This is a genomic window from Morganella sp. HSTU-ASny43, from assembly GCF_022819185.1.
Taxonomy (GTDB): domain Bacteria; phylum Pseudomonadota; class Gammaproteobacteria; order Enterobacterales; family Enterobacteriaceae; genus Morganella; species Morganella morganii.
Genome location: NZ_WSPG01000020.1, coordinates 1 through 25,947, shown reverse-complemented (window position 1 = coordinate 25,947; position 25,947 = coordinate 1). Strand labels below are relative to the sequence as shown.

At 50.9% G+C, this 25,947-nt stretch carries 25 protein-coding genes and 1 tRNA gene; 13 read left to right on the top strand and 13 right to left on the bottom strand.

All coding sequences use genetic code 11. From position 1 onward, the window contains the following. Positions 1-122 precede the first annotated feature (122 nt). Positions 123-989 (bottom strand): DNA-binding transcriptional regulator YeiE, encoded by an 867-nt coding sequence (yieE, locus tag GN208_RS11735; RefSeq protein WP_004238044.1) that lies wholly within the window; start codon positions 987-989, stop codon positions 123-125. Positions 990-1,170: 181 nt separating this feature from the next. Here yieE and GN208_RS11730 point away from each other — a divergent pair, with 181 nt between their 5' ends. Next, the gene (locus GN208_RS11730) at positions 1,171-2,259 is read left to right on the top strand and encodes a YeiH family protein (protein ID WP_004238043.1); all 1,089 of its coding nucleotides are present in this window, start codon (positions 1,171-1,173) and stop codon (positions 2,257-2,259) included. Between the two features lie 105 nt (positions 2,260-2,364). Further along, the gene (gene nfo, locus GN208_RS11725; RefSeq protein WP_004238040.1) at positions 2,365-3,207 is read left to right on the top strand and encodes a deoxyribonuclease IV; all 843 of its coding nucleotides are present in this window, start codon (positions 2,365-2,367) and stop codon (positions 3,205-3,207) included. A 6-nt stretch (positions 3,208-3,213) separates the two neighbouring features. On the opposite strand, the gene fruK is transcribed toward nfo, so the two are convergent. Continuing rightward, positions 3,214-4,152 (bottom strand): 1-phosphofructokinase, encoded by a 939-nt coding sequence (gene fruK, locus GN208_RS11720; RefSeq protein ID WP_032098715.1) that lies wholly within the window; start codon positions 4,150-4,152, stop codon positions 3,214-3,216. Between the two features lie 238 nt (positions 4,153-4,390). Between fruK and GN208_RS11715 the strand changes: the two genes are divergently transcribed. The 3 genes from GN208_RS11715 (at position 4,391) to yeiP (ending at position 6,946) form a co-directional block, all read left to right on the top strand. After that, complete coding sequence (locus GN208_RS11715) at positions 4,391-4,813, top strand: NUDIX domain-containing protein (protein WP_004238038.1); 423 nt, start codon at positions 4,391-4,393, stop codon at positions 4,811-4,813. A 161-nt stretch (positions 4,814-4,974) separates the two neighbouring features. Then, entirely contained in the window at positions 4,975-6,222 is a 1,248-nt protein-coding gene (gene mtr, locus GN208_RS11710) for a tryptophan permease (RefSeq protein WP_004238037.1), read from the top strand. A 151-nt stretch (positions 6,223-6,373) separates the two neighbouring features. Beyond that, positions 6,374-6,946, top strand: coding sequence for an elongation factor P-like protein YeiP (gene yeiP / locus GN208_RS11705; protein ID WP_004238035.1), 573 nt, complete (start codon positions 6,374-6,376; stop codon positions 6,944-6,946). A 91-nt stretch (positions 6,947-7,037) separates the two neighbouring features. Here the strand turns inward: yeiP and GN208_RS11700 are convergent, their stop codons facing one another. Both GN208_RS11700 and GN208_RS11695 read right to left on the bottom strand, forming a co-directional pair. Further along, entirely contained in the window at positions 7,038-7,376 is a 339-nt protein-coding gene (locus GN208_RS11700) for a type 1 fimbrial protein (RefSeq protein WP_015422836.1), read from the bottom strand. Positions 7,377-7,552: 176 nt separating this feature from the next. Continuing rightward, positions 7,553-7,882 carry a type 1 fimbrial protein gene (locus GN208_RS11695; protein WP_004238032.1) on the bottom strand — a complete coding sequence of 110 codons (330 nt, stop codon included), beginning with the start codon at positions 7,880-7,882 and terminating at the stop codon, positions 7,553-7,555. A 360-nt stretch (positions 7,883-8,242) separates the two neighbouring features. Between GN208_RS11695 and GN208_RS11690 the strand changes: the two genes are divergently transcribed. Both GN208_RS11690 and mepS read left to right on the top strand, forming a co-directional pair. Further along, positions 8,243-8,962 carry a phosphatase PAP2 family protein gene (locus GN208_RS11690; RefSeq protein ID WP_004238031.1) on the top strand — a complete coding sequence of 240 codons (720 nt, stop codon included), beginning with the start codon at positions 8,243-8,245 and terminating at the stop codon, positions 8,960-8,962. Between the two features lie 328 nt (positions 8,963-9,290). Beyond that, entirely contained in the window at positions 9,291-9,845 is a 555-nt protein-coding gene (gene mepS, locus GN208_RS11685) for a bifunctional murein DD-endopeptidase/murein LD-carboxypeptidase (protein WP_004240669.1), read from the top strand. 114 nt (positions 9,846-9,959) lie between these two features. Here mepS and GN208_RS11680 read toward each other — a convergent pair whose 3' ends face one another. From GN208_RS11680 to rsuA, 3 genes are all read right to left on the bottom strand, one after another. After that, positions 9,960-10,304, bottom strand: a complete 345-nt coding sequence (locus GN208_RS11680; RefSeq protein ID WP_004240670.1) for a hypothetical protein — start codon at positions 10,302-10,304, stop codon at positions 9,960-9,962. Between the two features lie 512 nt (positions 10,305-10,816). Next, on the bottom strand, positions 10,817-12,001 hold the full coding sequence (locus GN208_RS11675; protein ID WP_015422837.1) for a Bcr/CflA family multidrug efflux MFS transporter: 1,185 nt from the start codon (positions 11,999-12,001) through the stop codon (positions 10,817-10,819). A gap of 37 nt (positions 12,002-12,038) precedes the next feature. After that, positions 12,039-12,734, bottom strand: coding sequence for a 16S rRNA pseudouridine(516) synthase RsuA (gene rsuA / locus GN208_RS11670; RefSeq protein ID WP_004238026.1), 696 nt, complete (start codon positions 12,732-12,734; stop codon positions 12,039-12,041). 231 nt (positions 12,735-12,965) lie between these two features. On the opposite strand from rsuA, the gene GN208_RS11665 reads away from it, so the two are divergent. Then, positions 12,966-14,726, top strand: a complete 1,761-nt coding sequence (locus GN208_RS11665) for a DEAD/DEAH box helicase (protein WP_015422838.1) — start codon at positions 12,966-12,968, stop codon at positions 14,724-14,726. Positions 14,727-14,898: 172 nt separating this feature from the next. After that, positions 14,899-15,180 carry a 50S ribosomal protein L25 gene (rplY, locus tag GN208_RS11660; protein ID WP_004238022.1) on the top strand — a complete coding sequence of 94 codons (282 nt, stop codon included), beginning with the start codon at positions 14,899-14,901 and terminating at the stop codon, positions 15,178-15,180. Between the two features lie 78 nt (positions 15,181-15,258). Here rplY and yejK read toward each other — a convergent pair whose 3' ends face one another. After that, on the bottom strand, positions 15,259-16,263 hold the full coding sequence (yejK, locus tag GN208_RS11655) for a nucleoid-associated protein YejK (RefSeq protein ID WP_004238021.1): 1,005 nt from the start codon (positions 16,261-16,263) through the stop codon (positions 15,259-15,261). Positions 16,264-16,495: 232 nt separating this feature from the next. On the opposite strand from yejK, the gene GN208_RS11650 reads away from it, so the two are divergent. From GN208_RS11650 to GN208_RS11635, 4 genes are all read left to right on the top strand, one after another. Continuing rightward, positions 16,496-16,723 carry a YejL family protein gene (locus GN208_RS11650; protein WP_004238019.1) on the top strand — a complete coding sequence of 76 codons (228 nt, stop codon included), beginning with the start codon at positions 16,496-16,498 and terminating at the stop codon, positions 16,721-16,723. Positions 16,724-16,750: 27 nt separating this feature from the next. Continuing rightward, entirely contained in the window at positions 16,751-18,520 is a 1,770-nt protein-coding gene (gene yejM, locus GN208_RS11645) for an LPS biosynthesis-modulating metalloenzyme YejM (RefSeq protein WP_004238018.1), read from the top strand. A 76-nt stretch (positions 18,521-18,596) separates the two neighbouring features. Beyond that, positions 18,597-18,673, top strand: a tRNA-Pro gene (locus GN208_RS11640). Positions 18,674-19,024: 351 nt separating this feature from the next. Next, the gene (locus tag GN208_RS11635) at positions 19,025-19,309 is read left to right on the top strand and encodes a DinI-like family protein (protein ID WP_111759644.1); all 285 of its coding nucleotides are present in this window, start codon (positions 19,025-19,027) and stop codon (positions 19,307-19,309) included. A gap of 394 nt (positions 19,310-19,703) precedes the next feature. Here GN208_RS11635 and GN208_RS11630 read toward each other — a convergent pair whose 3' ends face one another. The 5 genes from GN208_RS11630 to GN208_RS11610 all read right to left on the bottom strand — a co-directional run bounded on the left by GN208_RS11630 (position 19,704) and on the right by GN208_RS11610 (position 25,853). Next, complete coding sequence (locus tag GN208_RS11630; protein WP_243828378.1) at positions 19,704-21,290, bottom strand: hypothetical protein; 1,587 nt, start codon at positions 21,288-21,290, stop codon at positions 19,704-19,706. A 112-nt stretch (positions 21,291-21,402) separates the two neighbouring features. Continuing rightward, positions 21,403-21,669 (bottom strand): hypothetical protein, encoded by a 267-nt coding sequence (locus GN208_RS11625; RefSeq protein WP_036414560.1) that lies wholly within the window; start codon positions 21,667-21,669, stop codon positions 21,403-21,405. Positions 21,670-21,671: 2 nt separating this feature from the next. After that, positions 21,672-22,358, bottom strand: a complete 687-nt coding sequence (locus GN208_RS11620; RefSeq protein WP_064483550.1) for a hypothetical protein — start codon at positions 22,356-22,358, stop codon at positions 21,672-21,674. Then, positions 22,355-22,675: a hypothetical protein gene (locus GN208_RS11615; RefSeq protein WP_004238646.1), complete on the bottom strand. Its 321-nt coding sequence runs from the start codon at positions 22,673-22,675 to the stop codon at positions 22,355-22,357. The genes GN208_RS11620 and GN208_RS11615 overlap by 4 nt, the downstream gene beginning before the upstream one ends. Position 22,676: 1 nt before the next feature. Beyond that, positions 22,677-25,853, bottom strand: a complete 3,177-nt coding sequence (locus tag GN208_RS11610; RefSeq protein WP_243828377.1) for a host specificity protein J — start codon at positions 25,851-25,853, stop codon at positions 22,677-22,679. Positions 25,854-25,947 lie beyond the last annotated feature (94 nt).

Genomic DNA, 25,947 nt, shown 5'->3' with positions numbered 1-25,947 from the left:
TACCCAGCAAATATGCGGCATTATAAGATACCTGCATAATCGCTGCGGAATTATAAGCACCCGGCTTATAATTTGCCTCAGCTGCCCGCCGGAAACCGGCGGCAGAAGAAACAGATGCCGCGTCAGCGGCAATAGGTCAGGAAGGTATTGAGGGCGTTGGAGATATGTTTCTGACGGTGATAAATCCGGAAAAGTGTGCGGTTGAGGGTAAGCCCGGCAATCTTCACCTCTGACAACAGCCCGTTACTCAGCTGTTCGGCAATCACCCGCCGCGACAGACAACTGACCCCGCGCCCGAAGCGTACCGCGTGTTTGACGGCCTCGGAATTCCCCAGCTCCATTTCCACGCGGAAACCCGGCAGACGGTTAAAGAGGATCTGATCCAGCACTTCCCGCGTACCCGAACCGCGTTCACGCAGAACCCAGGCCACATTTTTCAGATCATCAGGAGTCACATTGCTTTTCTGACTGAGCGGATTATCCGGGCTGCAGAAAATCACCAGCTCATCTTCCAGCCACGGCTCGGTAATCAGTTCCGGGGAATGGCAGACCCCTTCGATAAGCCCCATATCCGCGCGGAACTCCAGCACGGCTTTAATCACTTCCTCAGTATTAGCGATAAATAATTCAACCGGTGTATTTTCATGCACTGCACGGTATGCCCCCAGCATTTCCGGCAGCATATAGTTGCCGATGGTGGTACTGGCCGCAAAACGCAATGCCCCCGCATCGGTTTTAAACAGCTGTTCAATTTCACCGGCCTGCTCGAGCAAAGCAATGGCTTTCGGATACAGCAGCCGCCCGTGCTCATTGGTCACCAGCCGTTTACCGACCCGGTCAAACAGCTGAACATTCAGCTGATTTTCCAGATCCGTCAGAGAGGCACTCACGGCGGACTGTGAAAGCGCCAGCTGCTGGGAAGCTTGTGTCGTCGAACCGGACTTCTGAACTTCTGTAAAGACTTCGAGCTGTCTCAGTGTGATGCGCATAGCAAAGCGCTCCCTTATTTTATCCCGATTATTATCATCATATTAACATTATACTTATAATTTAACATTGCCATTACCGCTAACCTGATTTTTAGGTTGATTATAGAATTATAATGAATTTTAAAAATATTACGCTTTCCGCTATGCTTTGCACATCGTTATTCCTTTTTGTGAGTTACTTATGTCTGAAAGTCATATCAAAACCGAAAAAGCCCGCTGCACAGCAAAACCGATGTGGCTGAGACTACTTCCGGGCTTTGTCCTGGCGGGGGTTCTGACCACCGCCGCTATGCTGCTCGGGGAAATGCCCTGGTTTATCAACCTCGGGCTGGGCGCACTGACACTGGCTATTCTGCTGGGGATTATTGCCGGTAATACCGTTTACCCGCATATCAAGCCACAGTGCGAAGCCGGGGTGGGGTTTGCCAAACACTATTTTTTACGGGCGGGGATCATCCTGTACGGCTTCCGTCTGACATTTCAGCAGATTGCCGATGTCGGGATCAGCGGCGTGATTATTGATGCCGTGATGCTGACCAGCACCTTCCTGATCGCCATGTATATCGGCCGTAAATGGTTCGGGCTGGACAGAGAAACCGTCATTCTGATTGGTGCAGGCAGCAGTATCTGTGGTGCGGCAGCGGTGATGGCCACCGAGCCGGTGGTTAAAGCCCCGGCAAGTAAAGTGGCGGTTGCGGTCTCTACCGTGGTGATTTTCGGCACCATCGGTATCTTCCTGTACCCGTGGCTGTTCCATCTCAATGCCGCGCTGGGCTGGCTGCCGTTCACCGACATGAGTTTCGGGGTGTATGCCGGGTCTTCCGTGCATGAAGTGGCTCAGGTGGTGGCGATTGGTCACACCATCAGCCCGGATGCGGAAAACAGCGCCGTGATCAGTAAAATGATCCGCGTGATGATGCTGGCGCCGTTCCTTCTGATCCTGTCTCAGTATCTGAGCCGTCAGAAAAGCAGTACCAGGGGCGCGGCGAAGGAAAAATCCAAAATCACTATCCCGTGGTTTGCCGTCTTCTTTATTCTGGTGGCCGGATTTAACTCCTTCCATCTGATCCCGGAAATTATTGTCCGCCAGATTATTGTGCTCGATACCATTCTGCTGGCGATGGCAATGGTGGCACTCGGCCTGACCACTCACGTCAGTGCTATCCGCCAGGCCGGTATCAAGCCGATGCTGATGGCGCTGGTGCTGTTCGGCTGGCTGATTGGCGGCGGTGCGGCAATTAACCTGCTTATCCCGCTGATCACCGGTTGATCCTGCCCTTCTTTCTGTGATATCCCGGTTGTGCGGCCGGGATATCCTGTCACTGCATTCTCCGGTTCCTTATGCCATAATCGGCACAAAGAAGGAGAAAAACCAATGAAATATGTCGGAGCACACGTCAGCGCCGCCGGTGGTGTTGATCAGGCAGTTATCCGTGCGCATGAACTGGGCGCCACAGCCTTTGCCCTGTTCACCAAAAATCAGCGCCAGTGGAAAGCTGCCCCCCTGCCGGAAAACGTCATCGCGGCCTTTAAGGCCAACTGCAAAAAATACGGCTACGGCCACGGGCAGATCCTGCCCCACGACAGCTATCTGATTAACCTCGGCCATCCGGAAACGGAAGCACTGGAAAAATCCCGCGAGGCATTTCTTGATGAATTGCAGCGCTGCGAACAGCTCGGGATCGACCGTCTGAATTTCCATCCCGGCAGCCACCTCAATAAGATTGAGGAAAAGGCTTGTCTGGCGCGGATCGCGGAATCCATTAATATTGCGCTGGATAAAACCAGCGGTGTGATTGCCGTGATTGAAAATACCGCCGGACAGGGAAGCAACCTCGGGTTCCGCTTTGAGCAACTGGCCGCCATTATTGAGGGCGTGGAGGATAAATCCCGCGTTGGTGTCTGTATCGATACCTGCCACGCGTTTGCCGCCGGGTATGATCTGCGGACACCGGAAACCTGCAAAGCCACGTTTGCGGATTTTGAAAGCATTGTCGGGTTTGAGTATCTGAAGGGCATGCACCTGAATGATGCAAAAAGTGAATTCGCCAGCCGTGTTGACCGTCACGATAGTCTCGGTCAGGGTAAAATCGGCAATGCGCCGTTTGAGTTTATTATGAAAGATAAACGGTTCGACGGCATCCCGATGGTACTGGAAACCGTGAATCCGGATATCTGGGCGCAGGAAATTGCCTGGCTGAAATCGCTGGAAAAATAACCCGGGTTATACCACCGGGCTGAGTTTAATTTTTGCCATCATTGCCGCCAGTTCGGCGCGGTCACGGACACCGACACCGGGCTGGCTCACTGCCAGTGCAGACACCGCTGTCGCCATCCGCAGCGTGTGTTCGCTGCTCTGGCTCATCAGCAGGCCGTATACCAGGCCGCCGACCATTGAATCCCCTGCCCCGACAGTGCTCACCACCTCACAATGCGGCGGCAGTGCACGCCAGGCACCGGAGGCATTCACCCACAGCGCCCCTTCCTGTCCCAGCGAAATCACCACATGGGCAATGCCTTTGTCCCGCAGGGCATGGGCGGCGTCAATCACATCCTTCAGTTCCGGCAGCGGTTTACCCGCCCAGATCTCAAGTTCATGACGGTTGGGCTTCACCAGCCACGGTGTAGCTTTCAGACCTGCCACCAGCGCCTCACGGCTGCTGTCAAAAATAATGCACGGGCACAGCTGACGCAGGCGGCTCATCCAGGTGGTAAACCACGCCGGATCCACGCCTTCCGGCAGACTGCCGCTGACCACCACCATATCGAACTGCCCGAGCCAGGTCAGTGAATCGGCCATAAACTTCTGCCATTCGCTCTCGGTGATACGGAAACCGGAAAAATTCAGATCCGTCACCGAGCCGCTGTTTTCGGTCAGTTTCACGTTGATCCGGGTGCGTCCCGGGATCACATGGAAGCGGTTTGCCAGCCCGTTTTCACTGAAAAAATGCTGGAATTCTTCCTGATTATCTTTCCCCAGAAAGCCGCTGACAGTCACATCCACCCCGAGATCTCTCAGGACTTTGGCGACATTAATGCCTTTTCCCGCAGGATGTAACCCTACCGTTCTGACACGGTTCACCTCGCCCGGGACAAGGGACGGACACATTCCCACAAGGTCATAGGCCGGATTTAAGGTAATTGTGGCTACTCGACGGGTCATCAGCCGGGTGCTCCCTCTGTTATTTTTGGCTAACGGGTTATAATCATTAGTAATATAATGCAGCATGATACAATAGCTGCTTTTGAATCGTTTCAGTTATAACACAGACAGGCAGATATTCTATGCTCTGAATCATTCATTTTGCAGGAAGATATTGTCAAAAACAGACAGGCTGTCACTCCGGCGCACGGAAGTGTACCATAGCGCCCGCAATCTGATTAAAAAGAAGGAAAAAATAATGTCAGTCGTCGTTGGTACCGGGGTGGTTATTGTCAACAGCAAAGGTGAAGTGCTGCTGGGTAAACGCAGCGGCAAACATGCGCCATACTGGTCCATTTTCGGGGGACATGTTGATCCCGGTGAAACCTTTGAAGCCTGCGCTATCCGTGAAATTCAGGAAGAGATCGGCATTACCCTTACTGACCCGAAGGTTATCGGTCTGTGCAATAACCTGGAAACATACCGGGCGGAAGGCAAGCACACGGTATCAGTCTGCCTGCTGGCACACTATGACAGCGATACGCTGCCGGTGATCCGGGAGCCGGATAAATTTGACGGCATTATCTGGTGCTCTCCGGATAATCTGCCCGAACCGCATTTTGAAGCCAGCCGCAACGCCATTCATCTGTGGCAGACCAATCAGTTTTATCTGACAAAATAATCCGTTACATGCCGCACCTGACTACCGGGGCGGTAATTGCTCATTTATCATTCAATCACACACAATTACGCGGATTTATCAGTTTATCTGCTTTACAACCTTTTTTTGCCGCCGTATCATCAAGCTAGTACACGGAGCTGAGTAACCGGAGGATTTATTTAATGAGCAGCGACGCAATAACACAAACCAAACGCCCTTCCGTCCTGGGCGGTGCCATGATTATCGCCGGTACCGCTGTCGGTGCAGGCATGTTTTCCATCCCTGTGATGACAGCGGGTGTCTGGTTTACCGGCTCCGTTCTGCTGCTGATTTACACCTGGTTTTGTATGTATACCTCCGGGCTGATGATCCTCGAGGCAAACCTCAATTATCCGTCAGGCTCCAGCTTTCACACCATTACCAAAGATCTGCTGGGTAACGGCTGGTCAGTAATTAACGGGCTCTCCATCGCCTTTGTGCTCTATATTCTGACTTATGCATATATCTCGGCCGGTGGTTCGATGTTACAGGAGAACCTGGCAGCACGCGGACTCAATATCACCCCGGCGATGAGCGGGATTTTCTTTGCTGCCGTGGTGGCCGTGATTGTCTGGATTTCCACCAAAGCCGTTGACCGTCTGTGCACCATTTTAATCGGCGGGATGGTGATTGCATTTGTGATGTCCGCAGGCGGCATGATCACGGAAGTGAAAACCGCGGTATTATTTAACACACAGGACCCGGAAGCCCGCTATCTGCCGTATGCACTGGTAGCGCTGCCGTTCCTGCTGACCTCATTCGGCTTCCACGGTAACGTGCCGGGTCTGGTGAAATATTACCGTAATGACGCGAAATCCGTCGTGCGCAGTCTGCTTATCGGCTCCCTGATTTCACTGGTGATCTATATCTTATGGCAGCTGGCCGCCCAGGGTAACGTCCCGCGTGAAAACTTTAAGCAGGTTATCGCGGAAGGCGGCAATATCACCGCGCTGTTAAGCCAGATGAAAGCCGCTATCAACAGTGACACTACGGTGCAGTTACTCAATGCCTTCAGTTATATGGCGCTGGCCAGCTCCTTCCTCGGGGTGTCGCTGGGACTGTTTGACTACATCGCTGACTTCTTTAAGTTTAAGGATAACGGCACCGGACGCCTGAAATCCGCCGTGTTTACCTTTGTTCCGCCGGCGATTCTGGCAGTGCTGTACCCGGACGGGTTCCTGTATGCCATCGGTTATGCCGGGCTGGCAGCAACCATCTGGGCGGTGATTGTCCCGGCGCTGATGGCAAAAGCCACCCGCCGCCGCTTCCCGCAGGCAGCCTACCGTGTGCCGGGCGGCAATGCGATGATCATCTTTATCATTCTGTTCGGGCTTCTCAACGCCGTCACACATATTTTATCCATGATGGATCTCCTGCCGGTTTACCGCTGATTTCACCCGGATATCACACCCGCTGCATTTCTGCAGGCGGGTGTGATAATTTGGGCTTGCACATTGGAAAAACTGCGAGTAATTTTGTCGCCAATCGGCAGGCTTTAAGGCCTGCTTTACTATTGATGTTCATTATGTAACGGGACAAATTATGGCAAAAGCCAATGAAATTAAACGCGGAACCGCAGTGAGCTATAACGGCAAGCTGCTGATGGTCAAAGATATCGATGTCCAGACGCCAAGTGCCCGCGGGGCCAGCACCCTGTATAAAATGCGTTTTACTGATGTCCGTACCGGTCAGAAAGTGGAAGAGCGTTTTAAAGGCGATGATATTATTGAGACCATTACCTTAACCCGCCGCGCTGTTCAGCTCTCTTATGTTGATGGTGATGAGTATGTCTTTATGGATGATGAAGACTTCACGCCGTATCCGATGAAAAAAGATCAGATCGAAGAAGAACTGCTGTTTATTCCCGAGGAAGGTCTGCCGGGTATGCAGGTACTGACAATGGATGGCCAGGTGCTGGCGCTGGAGTTACCGCAGACTGTCGATATGGAAATCGTTGAAACCACCCCGGGCATCAAGGGTGCATCCGCCAGTGCACGGACCAAACCGGCAACCATGCCGACCGGGCTGGTGATTCAGGTGCCTGAATACCTGAGTAACGGTGAAAAAATCCGCATTCATATCGCGGAACGCCGTTATATGGGCCGCGCGGATTAATTCCCGCAGCCGGTAAAAACTGCCTGTTACCGGGTTACCGGTTTTCTGCACATTGCGGAGACCGGCTGACCCGCCGTTCTTTTCCCGTCCTTCAGAAATAATCCACCCGCAGATACGCTTCCCGGCGCTCTTCATTCAGCACCGTGTAAGACGTACGCCCCATTGACTGCGGCAGACGCCCCTGCACAAGTTCACCTTCAGCGATACTGTCCTGCACACTGGCAGGCTCTCCGTTGCGCAGGCAGCGATATTCAAATGACGGCTGACTGTTCTGCGGCTGTTCCGCCGCCGGGACACTGACCTCACAGGCGGCATTCACCACACTGCCGGACAGCAGAATCGTCCCTTCACTGACACCGGCTGCCGCACCCGGTGTGATAACTGACAAGCTTAACAACATACCACTGAAAATAGCCTTAAGATGATTCATCACAGGCACCTCACTGTTGTTTCGTCAGACTGACGACCAGCGTGTTAACGTTACCGCTGTATCTGTTATAACGCGCCGGACACAAAAAAAGAAGAGGAAACAGATATCGTGGTGTGATACGTCACACGATTTTTCCGGTTTCCTCTGAATGCATTAATTGTGATTCTCAGTCTGCATTAAAGATAACTGACAATAACCATCGCTATCAGCTTACTGTCATCCATCCAGTGAAGTTTTGCATCACCCATATTGGCCGGTATCAAATCAGAAACTGACCGGGTATTACGGGTAATAGTCTGGGTATTCAGCCGCTCTTTTTTCATCCCGGAGCGGTAACAGCGGGAACTGATGTCATTGGTCTGAAAGTCCATTGCACAGGGGCCTTCAACAATCGCACCATGAAAAATGATCACACCCGATGCTGTCTGGCCTTTACTTTCAGTTGCCGGAGCAAAACTGCTCATTAATAAGCCTGCAGCAGCGATAAAGAACTGTAGCTTTTTCATAACGTACCTCTTCAGATAAGTATTCACGGAGGCAATCCGTTACCGCCGGGATGAAAAATATTCGCTTATTCCTTATCGACAATAGGTCACTAATCTTTACTGCGCTATAACAAACAGCCGTATTTTTAGTACACCTTCAGCGTTATAATCTGAAATTCCTTATTTTATGATATGCATTCGGCTTTATTAACTACATCACTCTCTTCACTTATGATTATAGACGCCACCACGAAACCAACAACTTTTACATAAAAATAACATGCGTTATTTCCCTTTTTCTGTATAAACCCTTATCCGTATTTCTGTCAGACTATCCGGAACTATTTCCGTAATAATATTTTATTATCATCAGGTTTTGTCATGGCAGTACAACGCATCACACTTCCGCTTTTTATCAGCCTCGCCGGTATCATGCTGTTTCTTTCCTGGTACCTGCCGGTTGATCACGGCTGGTGGGCGCTACCTGACCATGCTGTTTTCCGTTTTTTCAATACCCCGCTCGCCGGTAATCATTCACTGGCTGTATTTATTGCGGTTATTAACAACCGGGCATTTGATCTGGCAGCACTCCTGCTGATGGGACTTATCTATTATGCGGCTTTCCGCAAACAGGACAGCGACGGTAAACGCCGTCTGGTAATGGCAGGTGTGGTGATGGTAATAAGTGCGGTACTGATTAATCAGGCCGGACAGGCAATTCCTTTTAACCGCCTCAGCCCGACACTGGAACTGGACGCTGTTCACCGTGTCAGCGATATCACCGGGATCTTTACAAAAGATGCCTCAAAAAGCAGTTTTCCGGGCGACCACGGGCTGATGCTGATCATTTTTGCCGCCTTTGTCTGGCGTTATGCCGGATTCCGTTATTTTGCGGCAGCAGTTTTGCTGACAATTATATTTTCTTTACCGCGGATAATGGCCGGTGCACACTGGTTCAGCGATATTATGGCCGGTTCGCTGTCACTGGCACTGATCACGGTTCCCTGGATTTTACTGACACCGCTGAGTGATCAGTGTGTAAATTTTCTGGTACGCCATATGCCCCGTTTATCCGATATTACAAAGAAAATTTCACATTAGTTAAACATATTTGACATCACATCCTGATTGTTTCGCTGACAAATTTAAGGTTTTGTAAATAACAGGTTTTTTCCCTCGCCATTTCCGGCACCTTTATGTAGTATCAATCCGTCCGATTATTAGGAATTGATTAATTTCACCGATAATTACGCCTTTACGGATGACTGATTAATTTTTCCTCAGTAATTGTTCATGGATATTAAACGTGCCGTTCCGCACGTTTTTAGAATAAACATATTGTGCACATACACAGATTTAATTAGTGTTGATATGTTTTGTTTTTTAAAGTGACGTTTGTCACATAAGGACTGCAAGGGAAAACTCACACATGGTCACATCTCAACCAATTCTGAGATATATCACCCGGATTGTTCCGGCATTGATTATCGCGGCGACATTGTCAGCATGCAGTACATCTCCAAATTCAGCCCGTCAAGTTCAATCTGAAACCCGTACAAACAGCTTTATCTTGCAAGCGTCTCAGGATGAATTCGAACAGTTAGTTAATAATGTTGATGTTAAATCCAAACTGATGTCTCAGTATGCCAGCTGGAAAGGCGTTGCTTACCGCCTCGGCGGCACCACCCGCTCCGGTATTGATTGCTCCGCATTTGTCCGTCAGACTTTCCTTGACCAGTTCGGTATGGAACTGCCGCGTTCAACCGCAGAGCAGCAGTCTGTCGGCACCAGCGTAAAACGCGCTAAATTACAGGCCGGCGACCTGGTGTTATTTAAAACCGGAAAACGTCAGCGCCATGTCGGTATTTATGTCGGCAATGACAAATTTGTCCATGCATCCACTTCAAACGGTGTTATCGTCTCAAACATGACGGATAAATACTGGAACAACCGTTATTACGACGGACGCCGTTTAATTAAATAATACATTCACTCCCTTGCAGTGTATTATTTAACAAGAAAAAGCTTCCTTTTCAGGAAGCTTTTTTTATGTCTGCATTTTATCAGAATCCGTCACACAGAACGGCAGTGTTACCTGTCAGAACGGGTAACGGGCAGAAATATTCTCCGCAATTGCCGCCCCTGCGGTTTTCAGGGCACACAGTGCGGTACTTTCATCATCACTGTGTAAAAACAGGCACGGCTCCCCTTCCCAGGTCAGGATCAGACTATCAATCTGTAATCCTTCCAGGTGCGACCGGATGGCGCACAGTGCATCGTATGTTGAATGGTGGCCGTGACTCAGTAATTTTAAACCGGTCAGGCTGTCTTCCCTGCTCTGCAAAGATTCCGGTAACGCCTCTAACCGGCGGCCGTCATCATTACCGGCAAGCCGGTAATGCTGTGGCAGGCGGGAAACAACTGAAAGCGCATTACTATTCACACTATTATCCTGTCTTACTGTGCCGGTGAATCATCTGAAATAAATTTTCCGACCCAATCCTTCGGAATTAACGAACATTCTGTGTTCACGGATGATGAAACGCCGGTGATTTACTCCCGATCCGGTAATAAAACACATTGTGCTCTTTCGCCGGATGTTAACATCATCAATCCAATTACCTCTATTTGTATACTGTTTTGTTAATTTTCTCAACTGATTTATTTTATATCATATAGCTTAAATTGAATGAAGAAGGATATAATTCCGCGCTGTAATGACCCGCATACCCGTAAATACGATGAAATATCAGTTAATTATATAATTAAGAGAAAGGCGTACGATATTATACGTTACTTTCTGCCGTGAAACAGAATTCACATTAGTGTAACTTTTCATGACTCAGATCAACCAAATGACGACTGAGTAGTTATCCGGAGTAATCATTCGACTATTACTGATATTCGGGAAATGACCGGCCCGGAGACACCCGGACCGGCAACAGGGAAAGGAAATCAGGCAAAACGCCGTGCGTACAGCACCAGAGAGGCGGCAATCAGAATACATAGCGCCATCGCGCCGACCATCGGCCAAACCGTTGTCATGTCAAATGAAGCCACCACCGCACCGACACCCGCACCGATACCAAACCGCAGCACACCGGCCAGTGATGAGGCGGTACCGGCCATATGCGGATAATCATCCAGAATCACCGCCATGGCATTTGATGTGATCATGGCAATATTCCCCACATAGCAGGCCACACCTATCATCAGAGCCACAAAGCCGAGATCGGCGGATGCGGCCAGTACCAGCCAGCATCCGGCCAGCAACTGCACCACCAGCCCGGTGCGCAGCATATTCAGTGCACCGAAACGGCGGACATAACGGCTGTTAATGGTGGTCATAATAAACAGGAAAACAATATTCAGCGCGAAGCAGTAACCGAATTCCAGCTCCGTCAGCCCGTAAAGCTGAATGTAAACGAATGACCCGGCCGATAAAAACGAAAACATCCCGGCAAATGAAAAGCCGGATGCCACCATATAACACAGTACCCGCTTCTGGCGGAACAGTGTAACAAACTGGCCGAGCATGATCCGCAGCCGGAACGGCTGACGCCGCTCTTTCGGCAGGGTTTCGCGGATAAAGAACAGCACCAGCAGTGCAGCGATCAGCGCGGCAATCATGATGGTCCAGAAAATCGCGTGCCAGCTGAACCAGAGCATCATCATACCGCCCATGATCGGTGCCAGCAGCGGTGCCACTGTCATTACCAGCACCACAAACGACATACTGCGGGAGAATTCATCTTTGGTGAACATATCGCGCATCAGGGCGTTGATCACCACACTTGCCGCAGCCGCTGCAAAGCCGTGCAGCCCGCGCATCCCGATAAAGGTACCGATATCCTGAGACATCGCACACCCGGCGGAGGCCAGGGCGAAAATCAGTGTTCCCCCGAGGATCACCGGCTTGCGGCCGAGCGCATCCGCCATCGGACCGTATACCAGTTGCCCGGCGGCGAAACCGATCAGGTAACTGTTGAGTGTCATCTGGACATCGCCCTCAGTGACACCAAAGTCACGGGCGATGGTCGGCATGCTTGGCAGATACATATCGATAGCCAGAGGCATCAGCATCGATAACAGCCCCAGGATAAAAATCAGGCCGAAATAGGCCGAACGTTGCACTTGCACGCCTGTTACTCCGTATTGGATTCAGTAAAAAAGGTGTTCAGAGAACCGACTGAATTTCCTCATCAGTCAGCGGGCGGTATTCCCCCGGCGCCAGGCTGTCATCCAGCACAATGCCGCCGATACGCTCGCGGTGCAGTTCGTCCACATGGTTACCGGCAGCGGCAAACATACGTTTGACCTGGTGATAGCGCCCTTCGGAAATCGTCAGCCGCACATCCTGCGGGGTGATAATCTCGAGTTTTGCCGGTTTGGTCGGGTGCTGTTCGCCGTTAAGTAACACACCCTGCTCAAACAGCGCTGCGGTAGTGTCCGCCACCGGCTCCGCCAGGGTGACGCGGTAGGTTTTCTCGCAATGATGTTTCGGTGAGGTGATGCGGTGCGACCACTGCCCGTCGTCAGTCATCAGCACAAGCCCGGTGGTATCAATATCCAGCCGTCCGGCGGCATGCAGTTTATGGGCAACCGGCTCATCGATAAAATAAAGAATAGTCGGGTTAACCGGATCATCCGTTGAGCAGACATAGCCCTGCGGTTTATTCAGCATAAAGTAGCGCGGCCCGGTGACGTGTGTCATCACATTGCCGTCATACGCCACTTCGTTCTCCGCGCTGACTTTCAGTGCGCCGTTTTTCACGACCTCACCATCCACAGTCACCATCCCCGCACGCAGCTCTCTGGCCACAAGGTTCCGGCTGATACCCATCTGATGGGCAAGAAATTTATCTAATCGCATGAATGTCTCTTAAACCTGACGTGCCCGCAGCATACTGCCGGCTGATAAGCAGATAAAATGAAAGAATTTTGTTTGATAATAACCACAGTAATCATTATAACAACAAACCGTCAACATCACAGCGCCTTTCTGACGGCGCTTCCGCTATTTATCCGCCGTCATGCAGTCAATTGTCGCGCCCAAAGTGTGATATGCTGACGCCCTGATTTTGTCTGTTCCGCCGGAGTTTCTGTGACGTTTACCCTGCGCCCTTATCAGCAGGAGGCTGTTGATGCCACCCTGCTCTATTTCCGCAAACATACCACGCCTGCAGTGATTGTTCTGCCTACCGGGGCGGGAAAAAGCCTGGTGATCGCCGAACTGGCGCGGCTGGCACACGGCCGTGTGCTGGTGCTGGCGCATGTCAAAGAGCTGGTAGAGCAGAATCACAGTAAATATCAGGCTTACGGGTTAGATGCCGGTATCTATTCCGCCGGATTATCGCAAAAAGAGTCTTCACAAAAAGTCATTTTCGGCAGCGTGCAGTCTGTCGCCCGTAATACGGCGGACTTTGACGGCAAATTTTCCCTGCTGATTATTGATGAGTGCCATCGTATCAGCCTCAGCGAAGACAGTCAGTATCAGCAGGTGATACAGCATCTGCAGAAAAATAACCCGGCCCTGCGCATTCTCGGCCTGACAGCCACGCCGTACCGGCTGGGCAGCGGCTGGATCTATCAGTATCACTATCATGGCATGATCCGCGGCGATCATGAATGCTTCTTCCGCGATTGTATCTATGAACTGCCGCTGCGTTATATGGTCAGCCATCAGTATCTGGTGCCGCCGCAGCGGCTGGATATGCCGGTGCTGCAATATGATTTCTCACAGGTACCGGTCAGCGCCGCCGGGATGTTTGACACGCAGGTGCTGGCGCGGGAAGTGAAAAAACAAAAGCGGATCACACCGCGTATTGTCCGCCAGATTATTGAGTATGCCGCCCCCCGTCAGGGCTGCATGATATTTGCCGCCACGGTGGAACACGCGGCTGAAATTGTATCACTGCTGCCGCCGGGCGAAGCGGCACTGGTCAGTGCGGATACCCCGTCCGCAGAGCGGGAAACGATTATCCGGAATTTCAAGGCGCGGGAGCTGCATTATCTGGTCAACGTTTCCGTGCTCACCACCGGGTTTGATGCCCCGCATGTGGATGTGATTGCCATTCTGCGCCCGACAGAGTCAGTCAGCCTCTACCAGCAAATCGCCGGCCGCGGGCTGCGCCTGTCTCCCGGAAAAACGGAGTGTCTGATCCTCGATTACGCCGGAAACCCGCATGACCTTTATATGCCGGAAGTCGGCAATCACAAACCGAACAGCAAAAGCCAGCCGGTGCAGGTATTCTGCCCGTTGTGCGGCTTTGCTAATCTGTTCTGGGGATTATGTACCGACGACGGGCATATCATCGAGCACTATGGCCGCCGCTGTCAGGGAATTATTGATGCGGATGATGAATCCGCCCGTCATCAGTGCGATTTCCGTTTCCGCTTTAAACTCTGCCCGTCCTGTAACGGGGAAAATGATATTGCCGCACGGCGCTGCTGCCACTGTGATGAAATCCTCAGTGACCCGGACGACATGCTGAAAGCCGCACTGCGCCTGAAAGATGCCCTGGTGCTGCGCTGCGGCGGTATGGCGCTTTCTGCCGGACAGGATAACCGCGGTGAATGGCTGACCATAAACTATTACGATGAAGACGGCACCACTGTCAGCGAACGTTTCCGCCTGACCACCCCGGCACAGCGTTTTGTCTTTGAAAAACAGTTTCTGGCACAGCATCTGCGCGCACCCGGTGTGCCCTTTCAGTGGCAGGATGCAGAATCCGTGATCCGTCAGCAGGTACTGCTCCGTTACCCGGATTTTGTTGTCTCACGCAAAAAAGAGAACTACTGGCAAATCCGCGAAAAAATCTTTGATTATCAGGGGCGATTCCGCAAATCTGACAGTCTGGCATAACCCTGAGTGCTGCTTTTTTGGTTTTATACCGGGTTTCGTTTGCCGTTTGTCCGCATTTTCGGTAAAATGCACGCCGCTTCACCACGGGTAACCCTGCTGAAGCCAAATACCGACTTTGCTGCTGGGTCGCCTGTAGCAAAGATTTTTTTTACTCTTGTTAAAGAGAAAAGTTATGTTAACTATCAATGCTGAATTACGTAAAGAGCAGGGTAAGGGTGCGAGCCGCCGCCTGCGTCGCGCAAATAAGTTCCCTGCTATCGTTTATGGTGGCAACCAGGAACCTGTTTCCATCGAACTGGACCACGACGTCCTGATCAACCAGGAAGCTAAACCAGAATTTTACGAAGTTCTGAACCTGGTTATCGATGGTAAAGAAACCAAAGTGAAAGTACAGGCTGTACAGCGTCATCCGTTCAAGCCAAAACTGACACACATCGATTTCCTGCGCGCTTAATTACGCCACCTATCGAGCTTTAATCGGGACGCCGAGTAAATAACGCCGCTTTTGCGGCGTTATTTATTTCTGCTCTCACTATCCTTTATTACCACGGCGCTGTAACTGATCCCGCAGATTCGGCGGTGTCCCTTTTATCGTCAGGGTATCCGTGGCCGCATCCCAGAAAATCCGCTCCCCCAGTAACATCGCATCAAAATTAATGGTCAGCCCGCCGCCGCTGCCGGCAAATTTTGTCAGCTGACGTAATGTGCTGCGGTCCGCCGGGAAAGAATCCTCCAGTCCGTACTCTTTTTCCTGAGTAAACTGCGCAAAGCTCTGCTCACCCAGCGGCGGCAGTTCCGCAGACAGCTCTGTCAGCTGAATCTCTTCACCGCTCTGTAATTGCTCTGTGCAGTAATCAAACACCTGTTTGCGGTAAGACTGGCGCTCCTGTTTGTCCGCCTGAGCCTCCTCGCAGTAATCGTCCAGTGCCTGTAACAGGCCTTTGTTCTGGATTTTGGCATTAAAGCCTTCAGCGGCACCGAGGAAATCCATAAAGAAATCGGAGACTTTGCGACCGACACGGCCTTTGAGGAAGGTCAGGTAACGGCTGGATTCCGGATTGGTTTCCCATTCGGTCAGGTCAATACGGGCGATAATATCCGCATGCGGAATATCCAGATAATGGGTGCTGTTAAGCTCCAGGCTCTCGTTGACCAGCATGCTCTGGCAGCTGTCGAGTACCGCCACCAGCAGATACTCCACCGCCAGATAGCGGTAATGGGCAAATAACACCACACCGCCCTGGGCAAACGGGTATTTTGCCAGCTCATCCTTCAGGCGGACGGTTGCCGCACGGGTGAAGGCGTGAAACTCTTCCTCGCCCTGCCGCTGCAGACGCAGTGCCTCTGACAGTTCACTCTCTTCATTAAACACACCGTACGCTTTGCTTTTCGCGCTGTAGACCCGGTGCAGTTCAGCCATCATTTCCTCAACAATGGCGGTTTTTTCCAGTGGTGTGTCCCGCAGCACTACTTCCAGTGTCTGTTCGTCGCGTTTAATCAATTGATGCAACGCAATCTGAATGATATCCAGACTCATCTTTTACTCCTTCGGCCTCGTTTGCGCGTATTCAAACACCGTTGTAATCTGTGCGCAAGTCACAATCACAGGAGAATGTGACAAGACAGGATAATCAGCGGCGTGCATACTGAAAATGGCGTATTCCCTGCGTAACCGGATCCATAATTGAAATAATTTTCCGCAAAAAGCAGAAATACGGCCGCTCATCAGTTATGATATAGAGCTTTGTACAATCAGGATATCTACGTTTATGCCGCAATCATCCCGCTACAGTGATGAACACGTTGAAAAGTTACTGGCTGAGCTGGTCAGTGTGCTGGAAAAAAACCGGACACCGACCGACCTTTCTCTTATGGTGTTAGGAAATATGGTGACCAATCTCATCAATACCAGTGTAGCGCCGTCACAACGCGCTCATATTGCTGAATCCTTCGCCCGCGCCCTGCAATCTTCCGTCAGTGAAGATAAAGCGCACTGACCGCATTCCGGCTGACGACGAAATTCTATGGTAACGTATCGTCCGAAATACGGTGACAAAGTTTCCCAGATGATTAGCTGGGGACACTGGTTCACCCTGTTTAATATCCTGCTGAGTCTTGCACTCAGCAGCCGTTACCTGTTTATTTCTGACTGGCCGGACACGCTGATTGGCCGCATTTACGCCATCACCAGCTGGCTGGGACATTTCAGTTTCCTGGCATTCGCCCTCTATCTGCTGATTGTGTTCCCGCTCACCTTTGTGGTGATGTCACAACGGCTTCTGCGCTTTTTATCCGCTGCCCTCGGTACGGCCGGGCTGACACTGCTGCTGTTTGATATCGGCATCTATGAACAGTTCCGCCTGCATTTAAATCCGGTGGTGTGGGATTTAGTCGTGAACCCTGAACAGGGGGAAATGGCGCGGCGCTGGCAGTTTATCTTTATTGCGATCCCGGTTATCTTCCTGATCGAAATGCTGTTCGGCACCTGGAGCTGGCAAAAACTGCGCAGCCTGAACCGGCAAAAATTCGGTAAACCTGTTGCGGTGGTATTTATCACCGCCTTTATTACCTCTCATATTATGTATATCTGGGCGGATGCCAATTTCTACCGCCCGGTGACGATGCAGCGCTATAACCTGCCGGTCTCTTACCCGATGACCGCCCGCAAATTCCTGGAGCGTCACGGCCTGCTCGACAGCACCAGTTATGAGCAGCAACTGCTTCTGCACGGCGACCCGACCGCCCAGGGTGTTGAGTACCCGATCAACAAACTGACCTATGCAGACAATGGCAGCGGCTACAATTTGCTGCTTATCACCCTCACCTCACTGAGCCGGGAAGATATTGATAAGGCAATGCCGAACCTGAACCGGTTTGCAGAGGAAAGCACGCAATTCACACAGCACTACAGCAGTGAAATTAATCCGGAACGGGCACAGTTCGGGCTCTATTACGGCATCTCAGGTACCTATTATGACGGTATTCTCAACGGACGCATTCCGTCCGCACTGATGACGGCGCTGAGTGCACAGAATTATCAGTCAGGGTTCTTCTCCACAGAACACTTTGCCTCCCCGCTCTTCCGCTATGCCCTGCTGGCGGATTACAGCCTGCCGCCGCTGCGTGACGGACAGGACAATAACAGAACAGCTACCGCCTCTGCGGATGTGGCAGATCGCTGGTCACTCTGGCTGAAACAGACCCGCAAAGATCAGCCGTGGTTTGCACTAATTAACCTCAGCACACCATTACCGGATGATCATTCCGCCCCGGATATGACAGATATTGATAACACGCTGGGCACACTGATTCAGGATATCCGTGCGCGCGGTGAGTGGGATAAAACAGTGATTGTCATCACCGCCGGTGCTGGTCACAGCATGACCAAATTACAGGATAACTGGGTCACCGACGGCAAATTTAACCGCGACCAGTTACGCGTGCCGTTGATTATTCACTGGCCGGATACCCCGGCACAAACCATCAGCAAACTGACCGCACATCCGGATATTATGGCTACCCTGATGCAGAGACTGCTGCACGTCAGCAATCCGCCGGGAGAATACACTCAGGGTGATGATCTGTTCACTACCACGCGGCGTAAACCTCGGATATTCACCGGCGATAACAGCAATCTGGTCATTATCAAGCCGGATTCCGCATCACTGCTGACCGCTCAGGGTAAATACCAGCGCTTTGATGAGAATAATGAGAAGATCCGCAACGCCAAGCCGGATATGGCGGAATTACTCCAGGTTCTGACAGAGCAGAAACGCTTTATCGATACCCACTGAGCCCGGGATAAAAAAAGCGCAACTGATACAGTAGCGTCTTGCTTTAACCAAACAAAACAGTAGTATAGATAACATTCGGCATGTAGCGCAGCCTGGTAGCGCACCGTCATGGGGTGTCGGGGGTCGCAGGTTCAAATCCTGTCATGCCGACCAGTATTTATATAAGAAAACCAACCTCTTAGGGTTGGTTTTTTTGTGCCCGTCAAAATGCCGATGGTAAAATAATGGTAAAACTATGGCAAAACTACCGACAGAAATCCTGCATTCACTCAATACGTTTATTCGATGTTGAGCCATGTTTTAAACAGCCCGCACAGTTACGCACACTCTATATAAATCAACAAGTAAGCAGATTGTTTAAAATCACACACCCGCACATTCGTGCGCACTTGCGACAACTCTTTGCCCCACTGGTGCCCCAAAGATCAAAGTCAGTCTTGACAGCATTATTCTGCCCCGTTAATTTATACTGTATATATAACCAGTTAATTAAGAGGTAATCGCATGCTCCGTATTGAAGTTATTTTCAGCAGCAACCAAAAAGAGATGATGCCGCCTGGCACATTTGAGGCGTTGGAAAAGGAAATAGACCGAAAGCTACGGGCTCAGCATCCGGATATGAACGTCCGTATAGTATGGGGAACCAATGCGGTGATGTCAGTAACAGGCGGGAAAAATGATAAGGACAATAAAAAAATAAAAGAGATACTGCAGGAGATTTTTGAGGACGGCAGCTGGGTACCGGAAACGGCAGACGCTTCCGATGATGCAGAATATTTTGATAAATAACACTATTGCATTCAGATTTTATTACACATTTCAGAAAAGGAGATTATAATAAAAAAATTATCTATCTGCTCTCTATAACAATGACGAATACAAAAAACAGCGTGAACACCAACATAGGTCGTAAAATTAAAGATGCGCGAATATCTGCCGGAATGTCCGGGAATGACCTTGCCATAAAGATTGGTGTCTCACAGCAACAGGTATCGCGCTATGAATCCGGACAAACGCCAATGACCATAAACACGGTTATAATGATTGCTCATGTGCTTAATGTCTCTGTAAATGAATTACTGAGTGATTACCTTTCCTCAGAGTACAGTGACATCATGCTTTTAATGAGCAATCGTAATACAGAAAAATAGCCGCGCCGGACATCCACCAGCGCGACTTTGTTTTATTCCTCTGATTCTCCGGCCTGCTCCGCTGCTTCCTGCGCTTCACGCTCTGCCTGCTCACGCTCCATCTGCTCGGCCAGCTCCTGCTGCTTCACATTCCACACAGAGCCCTGCGGCATTTCGACACGAACATCGAGGCGGGTGGATTCCGGCAGATCACATGGTTCACCGTCCTGATAGAAGATGCGCTCACCTTCCGGGGTGACCTCTTTCAGCCGCCAGTTCTGGAAACGTTCCGGCAAATGCGCATGCTGACGGTGACAGGTTTCGATGATAATACTGCCATCTTTCTGTACGCGGTCATCGACATAAACCAGCTCAAGGCCGTTATTGTCTTTCGGTACGGAAATTCCACCGTTTACACCCCATGCGCCATCTGAGTTATAACCGAGAATGCCGGTAATGTGATATTGGCCGGTGCCGGTACGGCGGACTTCCGCGCCTTCGGATTCGTCGTTGGTTTCATAATGGCCATCAGGGTAAATCTGAACGATTGGCGACGATTTTTTATAATATCCACTGCCGTCTACGATATACATATTGGATGTCAGGGCAACGACATCCTCTATCGCCCCGCCATTGTTACGTCTGATAGCGAGATAACTCCCTCCGCCATAGTTCGGAATAATCAGATGATGCGAAATATTATTGGAATACCGTGTAACCAGTGCGGTACCAAATCCCACAACAGTCCGGGGAATATTTGAGGAGGAATTTCCGTACCAGTACTGACCGGTTGGCGTGACGAAACTATTAAAATCTGTAATTCCTTTACCACCCGCCTCAGAACCGATACCAAAACCTGTACTGTATTTCACATATGTCTGCGTGGCCAGCGCACCTGAGTCATACGGTATAGTAATAACGTGCTGGTTTTCTCCTGATGCATTTCTGTATGCAAACGTCAGCATCGATACACTACCGGCATGCGGATTGGTTTCTATCAGTACATATCGGCCATCACCTTTTACCAGATTAATGCCGGTGTAATCCCCCGGACTTTTTACTTCTAATTCCCGGAAATGGGCTTTTGCATTCCCGTCTACCTTCCAGTTCTGATGTGGACCGAGGTTTCCGCCGATATCCCCGTTATCATTAACATAAATCCCTCTCGTTTTGGCCGGTGACTGAATCTGTGTCAGCTCCCCGCTTGTCAGGAGCATATTGTTAACCCATTCCCTTGAAGCCAGCCCTTTTACATCCTCCAGTGTCACCTTCTGGCCGTTCGGCAGTTCAATTTCCACCTGGCCGGTGTCTGTCATCCACTGCTGCATTGCCCGGAGAAAGTAAACGATATAGCCCTGATTGGCTGACATGGTGCGGGCTGCATCTGAAATTGTGTCCGGTACCGTGGTGGCGATTGAATATTTCGCGCCGCTGAGCGTCACCGGGGCATTGAATGACAACACCAGTTCGGTATCACTGTTTACCGCGCGGATCATCATGCTGACCGGTGCTGTGCCGTTCTCGATGCTGATAAGCTGGCCGGGTGCCACACCGTGAATGTTGTTTTTCCACTGTGTACCGGTGCCGATCACAATCGGTGAACCGGCTTTAATGGCTATGGTGCCGTCGGTGTAAATCATGGGGTTTCCTTAAATTTCAGACGAAAAAAACCGCCGGAGCGGTTGTTGGAGGAGATTATTTATTTTGATTTTAGTATTTGCGGATCGAAGTCAGCGACGGTAACGGCGATAATCAGTCCTCTGTACTCTTGCCTTTAACACATGTAATTTTGTCAAACGCATCCATGCGGATCCAGCCATGCAAACCCAGAACAGGATCACCTGTACTGAAAAACCGTTTACTGTCCGGCGCATATTTTGTCAGCTTAGCTGAGTAATGCCGGTTATCCAGCCCCTCAAACATATGCCCGGTGCAATCCACTGGTTTGGTGTATACGTTATGGCTGCAGGCTGTCAGCGTGGTTATTGCAGCTAATGTGATTAATTTTGATATATTCATTCTTATATCCCCGTTGTATCTATTATCATTATATATAGCGGTATATCACATGATTCAAAAGATTGTGATGCATGCGGTCTGGAATACGTATCAACCAACAGACGTACTTCCAGTTTAGAACCGTTCATTCGCCAGAAATAAGACTCGAATTCCATATATTCATCATAATTTGTTCTTTTCTGAGCACCACCGCCAAATACAACTGCACAGTTATTACCATTATTAGGCATTGTCATAGACCACATTGTATCAGGCCATAGTTTAAGCCGCTGAACATGCAGTATATTTGCAACGCCCCAGTTAGTATTATATACCACCTGATTGGTTACCGGGTTTATCACAACTATTCCCGTTCTTTGATTACGCACCTTAACAGGAGCGTTGCCAAACTCCCAGATTTCTATATTTCCGCCGGGACCGTCGCGGAAAGGCATCGAGACAAAAGCATTGTTATTCGTATTGTCAAACGCCTGACCGCCTATTCTGACCCAGAATGATGCTCTGGCTGCGATCATTTGTGTTTTCGGATGAACTCTGGCAGGAAAATAAACCTCTTTAATGGTTCCCTGTCCTGCATCCTGCACTTTCGGACAATGAAACGACTGTTTTCTGATTAGCCCTAACGCTATATTAGTGCCGTCAATTTGCATCCGGCCGGTGTCACCAAAACATATAAAACCGTGTTTCATGATTTTACACCATATAATATACGCATATAAGTTTCCCTGGCTCTCTGTTCGTCGTTTCGCCTTAAATTACCCTCAAAAATAATAACGCCATTTTCAACCCGGCAATCGCACCAGCCGTTATGATTGAACCAAAAGCTCGGATTAACCCAGACAAAAATCTCCCCCATAGGGAGCAGGTTCCGGTGATCCCAGCTGTATTTAAACTGACCGACCGGTGCAGGATTAATATCATGCCAGCCGACGAACCGACCGAGTCTTTTACCGGAATCTAATATTTTATTACCGCGATCATCATATACAATAATCCCGTGAGCCATATTAATACCCCGATATATCACCAATAATGACCGTCAGCCGGTTATTGTCATATACTTTAATACCGCCCGCTGTAATACCGGTACCGTTTGTTGTTGTTCCGTCAAAGAACTCAAATTTATTAGCCTTTGCATCCAGAATAAAACCCTGTTTACCCGGCACATAGTTCTCCGACTGCATTTTGTCAGTGACAACCACACTGTTGAGCCATGCCTGATTAATGAACGCCTCACGCATAAAGACCTGTCCGTCCTTCATGTACATGAACATGTCCATCGATTTTTTCACCGGATTATAAAACGCAAACTGCTGAGCGTTAAAACCGATAAGGGTGTTCACCTGACCACCTTTCAGCTCAGCCCCGATCACCATACCGGCGGAATAATCCTCACCGTTATAACGGATCCGGACTTTCATATCGTGGACCACGGATGCCTGACCGGATGCCATATCCCACTGCGCGCGGATGGAGTTCTGCGCCAGCGCCAGTCCGTCTTCTGCTTTAACCTGTACCGCGTCCAGTTTCTCTGCAAGTGCCTTCGTTTCCGTGACTGTGTAGTTGCGGACTTCGATAATTTCTGCTTTCATCGCGCCGTTTTCGCGCTGCCAGTAGCCCCACTGGCCGTATGCGTTGTTGGCGTTGTTGATGATGGCTTCGAAGTTGTCATCCGCCTGCGACTGCAGATCTTTGATGATTTGGGAATCACCCAGCCCGGCGGCCACTTCATCAATAATGGTTGATGCATCGAACTCGGCCACACCGCGCACAAACTCAGTCCAGGGGGACTGATTGCCGGTTTTATCTACCAGGCGGGCGCGGAAATAAAACGCGGTACCGGCGGCCAGACCGGCCAGTTCGTGAGATCGGGATGGGTACGGCACATCGGCCAGCAGCAACAGATTCTGGCCATCGTTGGTTTTGCTGTACTGAATTTCGGTTTTCAGGGTGTCTTCCGTAAATTTCCCGAACTCCCAGTTCAGTTTGATCCCGAATACCAGTGTGGATGCCCGGAAGTTCAGCGGCATCGGCGGATCACCCACTTTCCCGGTCAGCCTGGTCTCCTCTGAATATCCCCAGCCGCTGGAGATTTCCGCTGCATTAATCGCCCTGACCCGCACCAGATAGCGGCCTGAATAGACCCCGGGCATGTCAAACGAGGTGGTGGCATTGCGCGGCACATTGATCCAGTTGCCATCATCACGCCGCCACTGCGCCTCGTAGGCAATCGCGTTCTCCGCCGGTGACCAGGTAACCTGCATAGTTTCAATGCTGATCCCCTGATTCACCACAGAGTAAGAACTGATAGTGATATCTTTCGGCGGGAACTGGTTTCCGGGCGGAATAACACTGATTGGCCGTTCATCGAGTACCGCGCCGGTATCTATCCGGTCGTATTTATCCGGGTCATGCATGGCCGCCGATATCGTGAACGTGCCGTCATCATTTTCAGTCACGCTCACCACCCGGTACTGCTGGGCGTACAGCTCATCTGATTCCGTTACCCAGACACATTCCGGTTCCGGCGTTTCGCTGTATTCCGTGGTAACAGTGATCACGTTATCTGTGACCATCTGAATGGTACGGGCCTGTGATTTGCCGGACGGCAGATTCAGCATCAGCCTGTCACCAGGCGCGGCATCCGGTTTGCGGTCGAGTGTGATACTCCGGCCATTCACCGCACTGACGCGGCCGCCGGTGACTTTCCCGGACAGATTTTCATCCGCCACCGCAATGATGTACCCCGGCTGCGGGATATTACCGTCCAGCCCCACACCGAATGTCACTACCCGGTCTTTGTTATTAGTGAGGATTCCCCAGCGGCCTTTGCGGTTGGCCTCTGACTGGCGGGTGCAGCCAATCGCCGTCATTTCCAGCTGGTTGAAGCCGAACCGGTAAACCAGTTCATTTTCAAACACCGGCTCCATCGCATCGGCATAACCGTTCAGCGGATCTGAGTACGACACCAGTGCGGAGGAATAACGGGCCTTACTGCTGCTGCCGGAATAGGTGAAACGCCCGTCCAGCACGTTGGCTTTGGTATAGCTGTAATCAATATCCCGCGGCATATCCGCCAGGGTGATAATCTGATTTCCGCCCCAGTAGGTCATACCCCGGAAGATGGCCGCAAAATCCCGCAGCACGGTATAGGCTTCATTGCGATCCTGCACATACACATCACAGATATAGCGCGGCTCAGTGCCGCTGCCACCTTTGCCGTCCGGTACCGGCTGGTCACAATACTGCGCAACGCGGTACAATTCCCATTTATCGATATTCTGAATTTTGATACGGTCACCGAGGCCGAAACGATCGGAAATCACGATATCGTAAAAGACCCAGGCCGGGTTATTGGTCCATGCCCATTTAAACGAACCGTCCCAGGTACCGGAATACGTCCGGTGCTCCGGGTCATAGTTTGACGGTACACGGATGATCCGCATCTTCGGCTCGCAGGTGACCTGCGGGATGGAGCCGTTAAACTGTTTTGAGTCAAACTCGATATACAGCAGCGCGGTATGCGGATACCTCAGTTTGGCATCAATCACCTCGGTGTAACTCTGCAGCACCAGGGTGTCACCAATTTTGGCACTGTTGGCATCTGCCGTGATTTTCCGCACCCGCAGTGTCCAGGATGTGGCCGACTGCGGCAGATCAATACGATGGGTGCGCTCATAACCCGAGGTGGTCTTGCCTTTTGCGCGGCCATCAACAACGGTTTTCCAGCTGCCGCCGTCAGTCTGCAAATCAACGGCGTATTTCACCTCATTCCCGACCATGTCCCCGTTATCCTCCTGGCGGAACAGGGACGGCCATTTCAGGCGGACGCGGACCGCAGATAACTGCGGGTTAGTAAACGCATGCGCCCACGGTGTGCTGCTCTGCACCGTGGTACCAACGGTGATTTCATTTTCTGCCGCCGGCATCCCCTGAATATAGGTTTGCGCCTGGGTGCCGGGACGGTATTCCCACACCACGCCGGGGAAGTTTTCCGACCCGTCAGCATTCAGCAGCGGGGTACCATCCAGAAAGATATTCTTCCCGGTCAGCTCACCGGCAAATTCACCTTCCCCGAGGGCGATCAGCAATTTAGCTTTGGCTACGGACTGTAAGTCGTCCGGCTGTTCGACGGGCGTACGCGGGCTGCCACCGCCACCTTTGCGGCCTGTGATTTGTGTCATTCTGGATTTCCTGCTGGATAACTGAAGGGAAAGTTACTGCTGATCTTCGACGTAAATTCCGGCTGAGATAACCGCGCCGCCGATGCGGCGCTTA

Excerpts from the sequence above, each read along its gene's own strand:
- yeiP (WP_004238035.1), top strand. The coding sequence starts at position 6,374 with ATGGCAAAAGCCAATGAAATTAAACGCGGAACCGCAGTGAGCTATAAC.
- GN208_RS11730 (WP_004238043.1), top strand. The coding sequence starts at position 1,171 with ATGTCTGAAAGTCATATCAAAACCGAAAAAGCCCGCTGCACAGCAAAA.
- GN208_RS11700 (WP_015422836.1), bottom strand. The coding sequence starts at position 7,376 with ATGAATCATCTTAAGGCTATTTTCAGTGGTATGTTGTTAAGCTTGTCA.
- GN208_RS11650 (WP_004238019.1), top strand. The coding sequence starts at position 16,496 with ATGCCGCAATCATCCCGCTACAGTGATGAACACGTTGAAAAGTTACTG.
- GN208_RS11690 (WP_004238031.1), top strand. The coding sequence starts at position 8,243 with ATGGCAGTACAACGCATCACACTTCCGCTTTTTATCAGCCTCGCCGGT.
- GN208_RS11635 (WP_111759644.1), top strand. The coding sequence starts at position 19,025 with ATGCTCCGTATTGAAGTTATTTTCAGCAGCAACCAAAAAGAGATGATG.
- rsuA (WP_004238026.1), bottom strand. The coding sequence starts at position 12,734 with ATGCGATTAGATAAATTTCTTGCCCATCAGATGGGTATCAGCCGGAAC.
- nfo (WP_004238040.1), top strand. The coding sequence starts at position 2,365 with ATGAAATATGTCGGAGCACACGTCAGCGCCGCCGGTGGTGTTGATCAG.
- mtr (WP_004238037.1), top strand. The coding sequence starts at position 4,975 with ATGAGCAGCGACGCAATAACACAAACCAAACGCCCTTCCGTCCTGGGC.
- GN208_RS11715 (WP_004238038.1), top strand. The coding sequence starts at position 4,391 with ATGTCAGTCGTCGTTGGTACCGGGGTGGTTATTGTCAACAGCAAAGGT.
- yejK (WP_004238021.1), bottom strand. The coding sequence starts at position 16,263 with ATGAGTCTGGATATCATTCAGATTGCGTTGCATCAATTGATTAAACGC.
- GN208_RS11630 (WP_243828378.1), bottom strand. The coding sequence starts at position 21,290 with ATGATTTACACCGACGGCACCATAGCCATTAAAGCCGGTTCACCGATT.
- GN208_RS11620 (WP_064483550.1), bottom strand. The coding sequence starts at position 22,358 with ATGAAACACGGTTTTATATGTTTTGGTGACACCGGCCGGATGCAAATT.
- GN208_RS11695 (WP_004238032.1), bottom strand. The coding sequence starts at position 7,882 with ATGAAAAAGCTACAGTTCTTTATCGCTGCTGCAGGCTTATTAATGAGC.
- fruK (WP_032098715.1), bottom strand. The coding sequence starts at position 4,152 with ATGACCCGTCGAGTAGCCACAATTACCTTAAATCCGGCCTATGACCTT.
- yejM (WP_004238018.1), top strand. The coding sequence starts at position 16,751 with ATGGTAACGTATCGTCCGAAATACGGTGACAAAGTTTCCCAGATGATT.
- GN208_RS11610 (WP_243828377.1), bottom strand. The coding sequence starts at position 25,853 with ATGACACAAATCACAGGCCGCAAAGGTGGCGGTGGCAGCCCGCGTACG.
- yieE (WP_004238044.1), bottom strand. The coding sequence starts at position 989 with ATGCGCATCACACTGAGACAGCTCGAAGTCTTTACAGAAGTTCAGAAG.
- GN208_RS11615 (WP_004238646.1), bottom strand. The coding sequence starts at position 22,675 with ATGGCTCACGGGATTATTGTATATGATGATCGCGGTAATAAAATATTA.
- mepS (WP_004240669.1), top strand. The coding sequence starts at position 9,291 with ATGGTCACATCTCAACCAATTCTGAGATATATCACCCGGATTGTTCCG.
- GN208_RS11625 (WP_036414560.1), bottom strand. The coding sequence starts at position 21,669 with ATGAATATATCAAAATTAATCACATTAGCTGCAATAACCACGCTGACA.
- rplY (WP_004238022.1), top strand. The coding sequence starts at position 14,899 with ATGTTAACTATCAATGCTGAATTACGTAAAGAGCAGGGTAAGGGTGCG.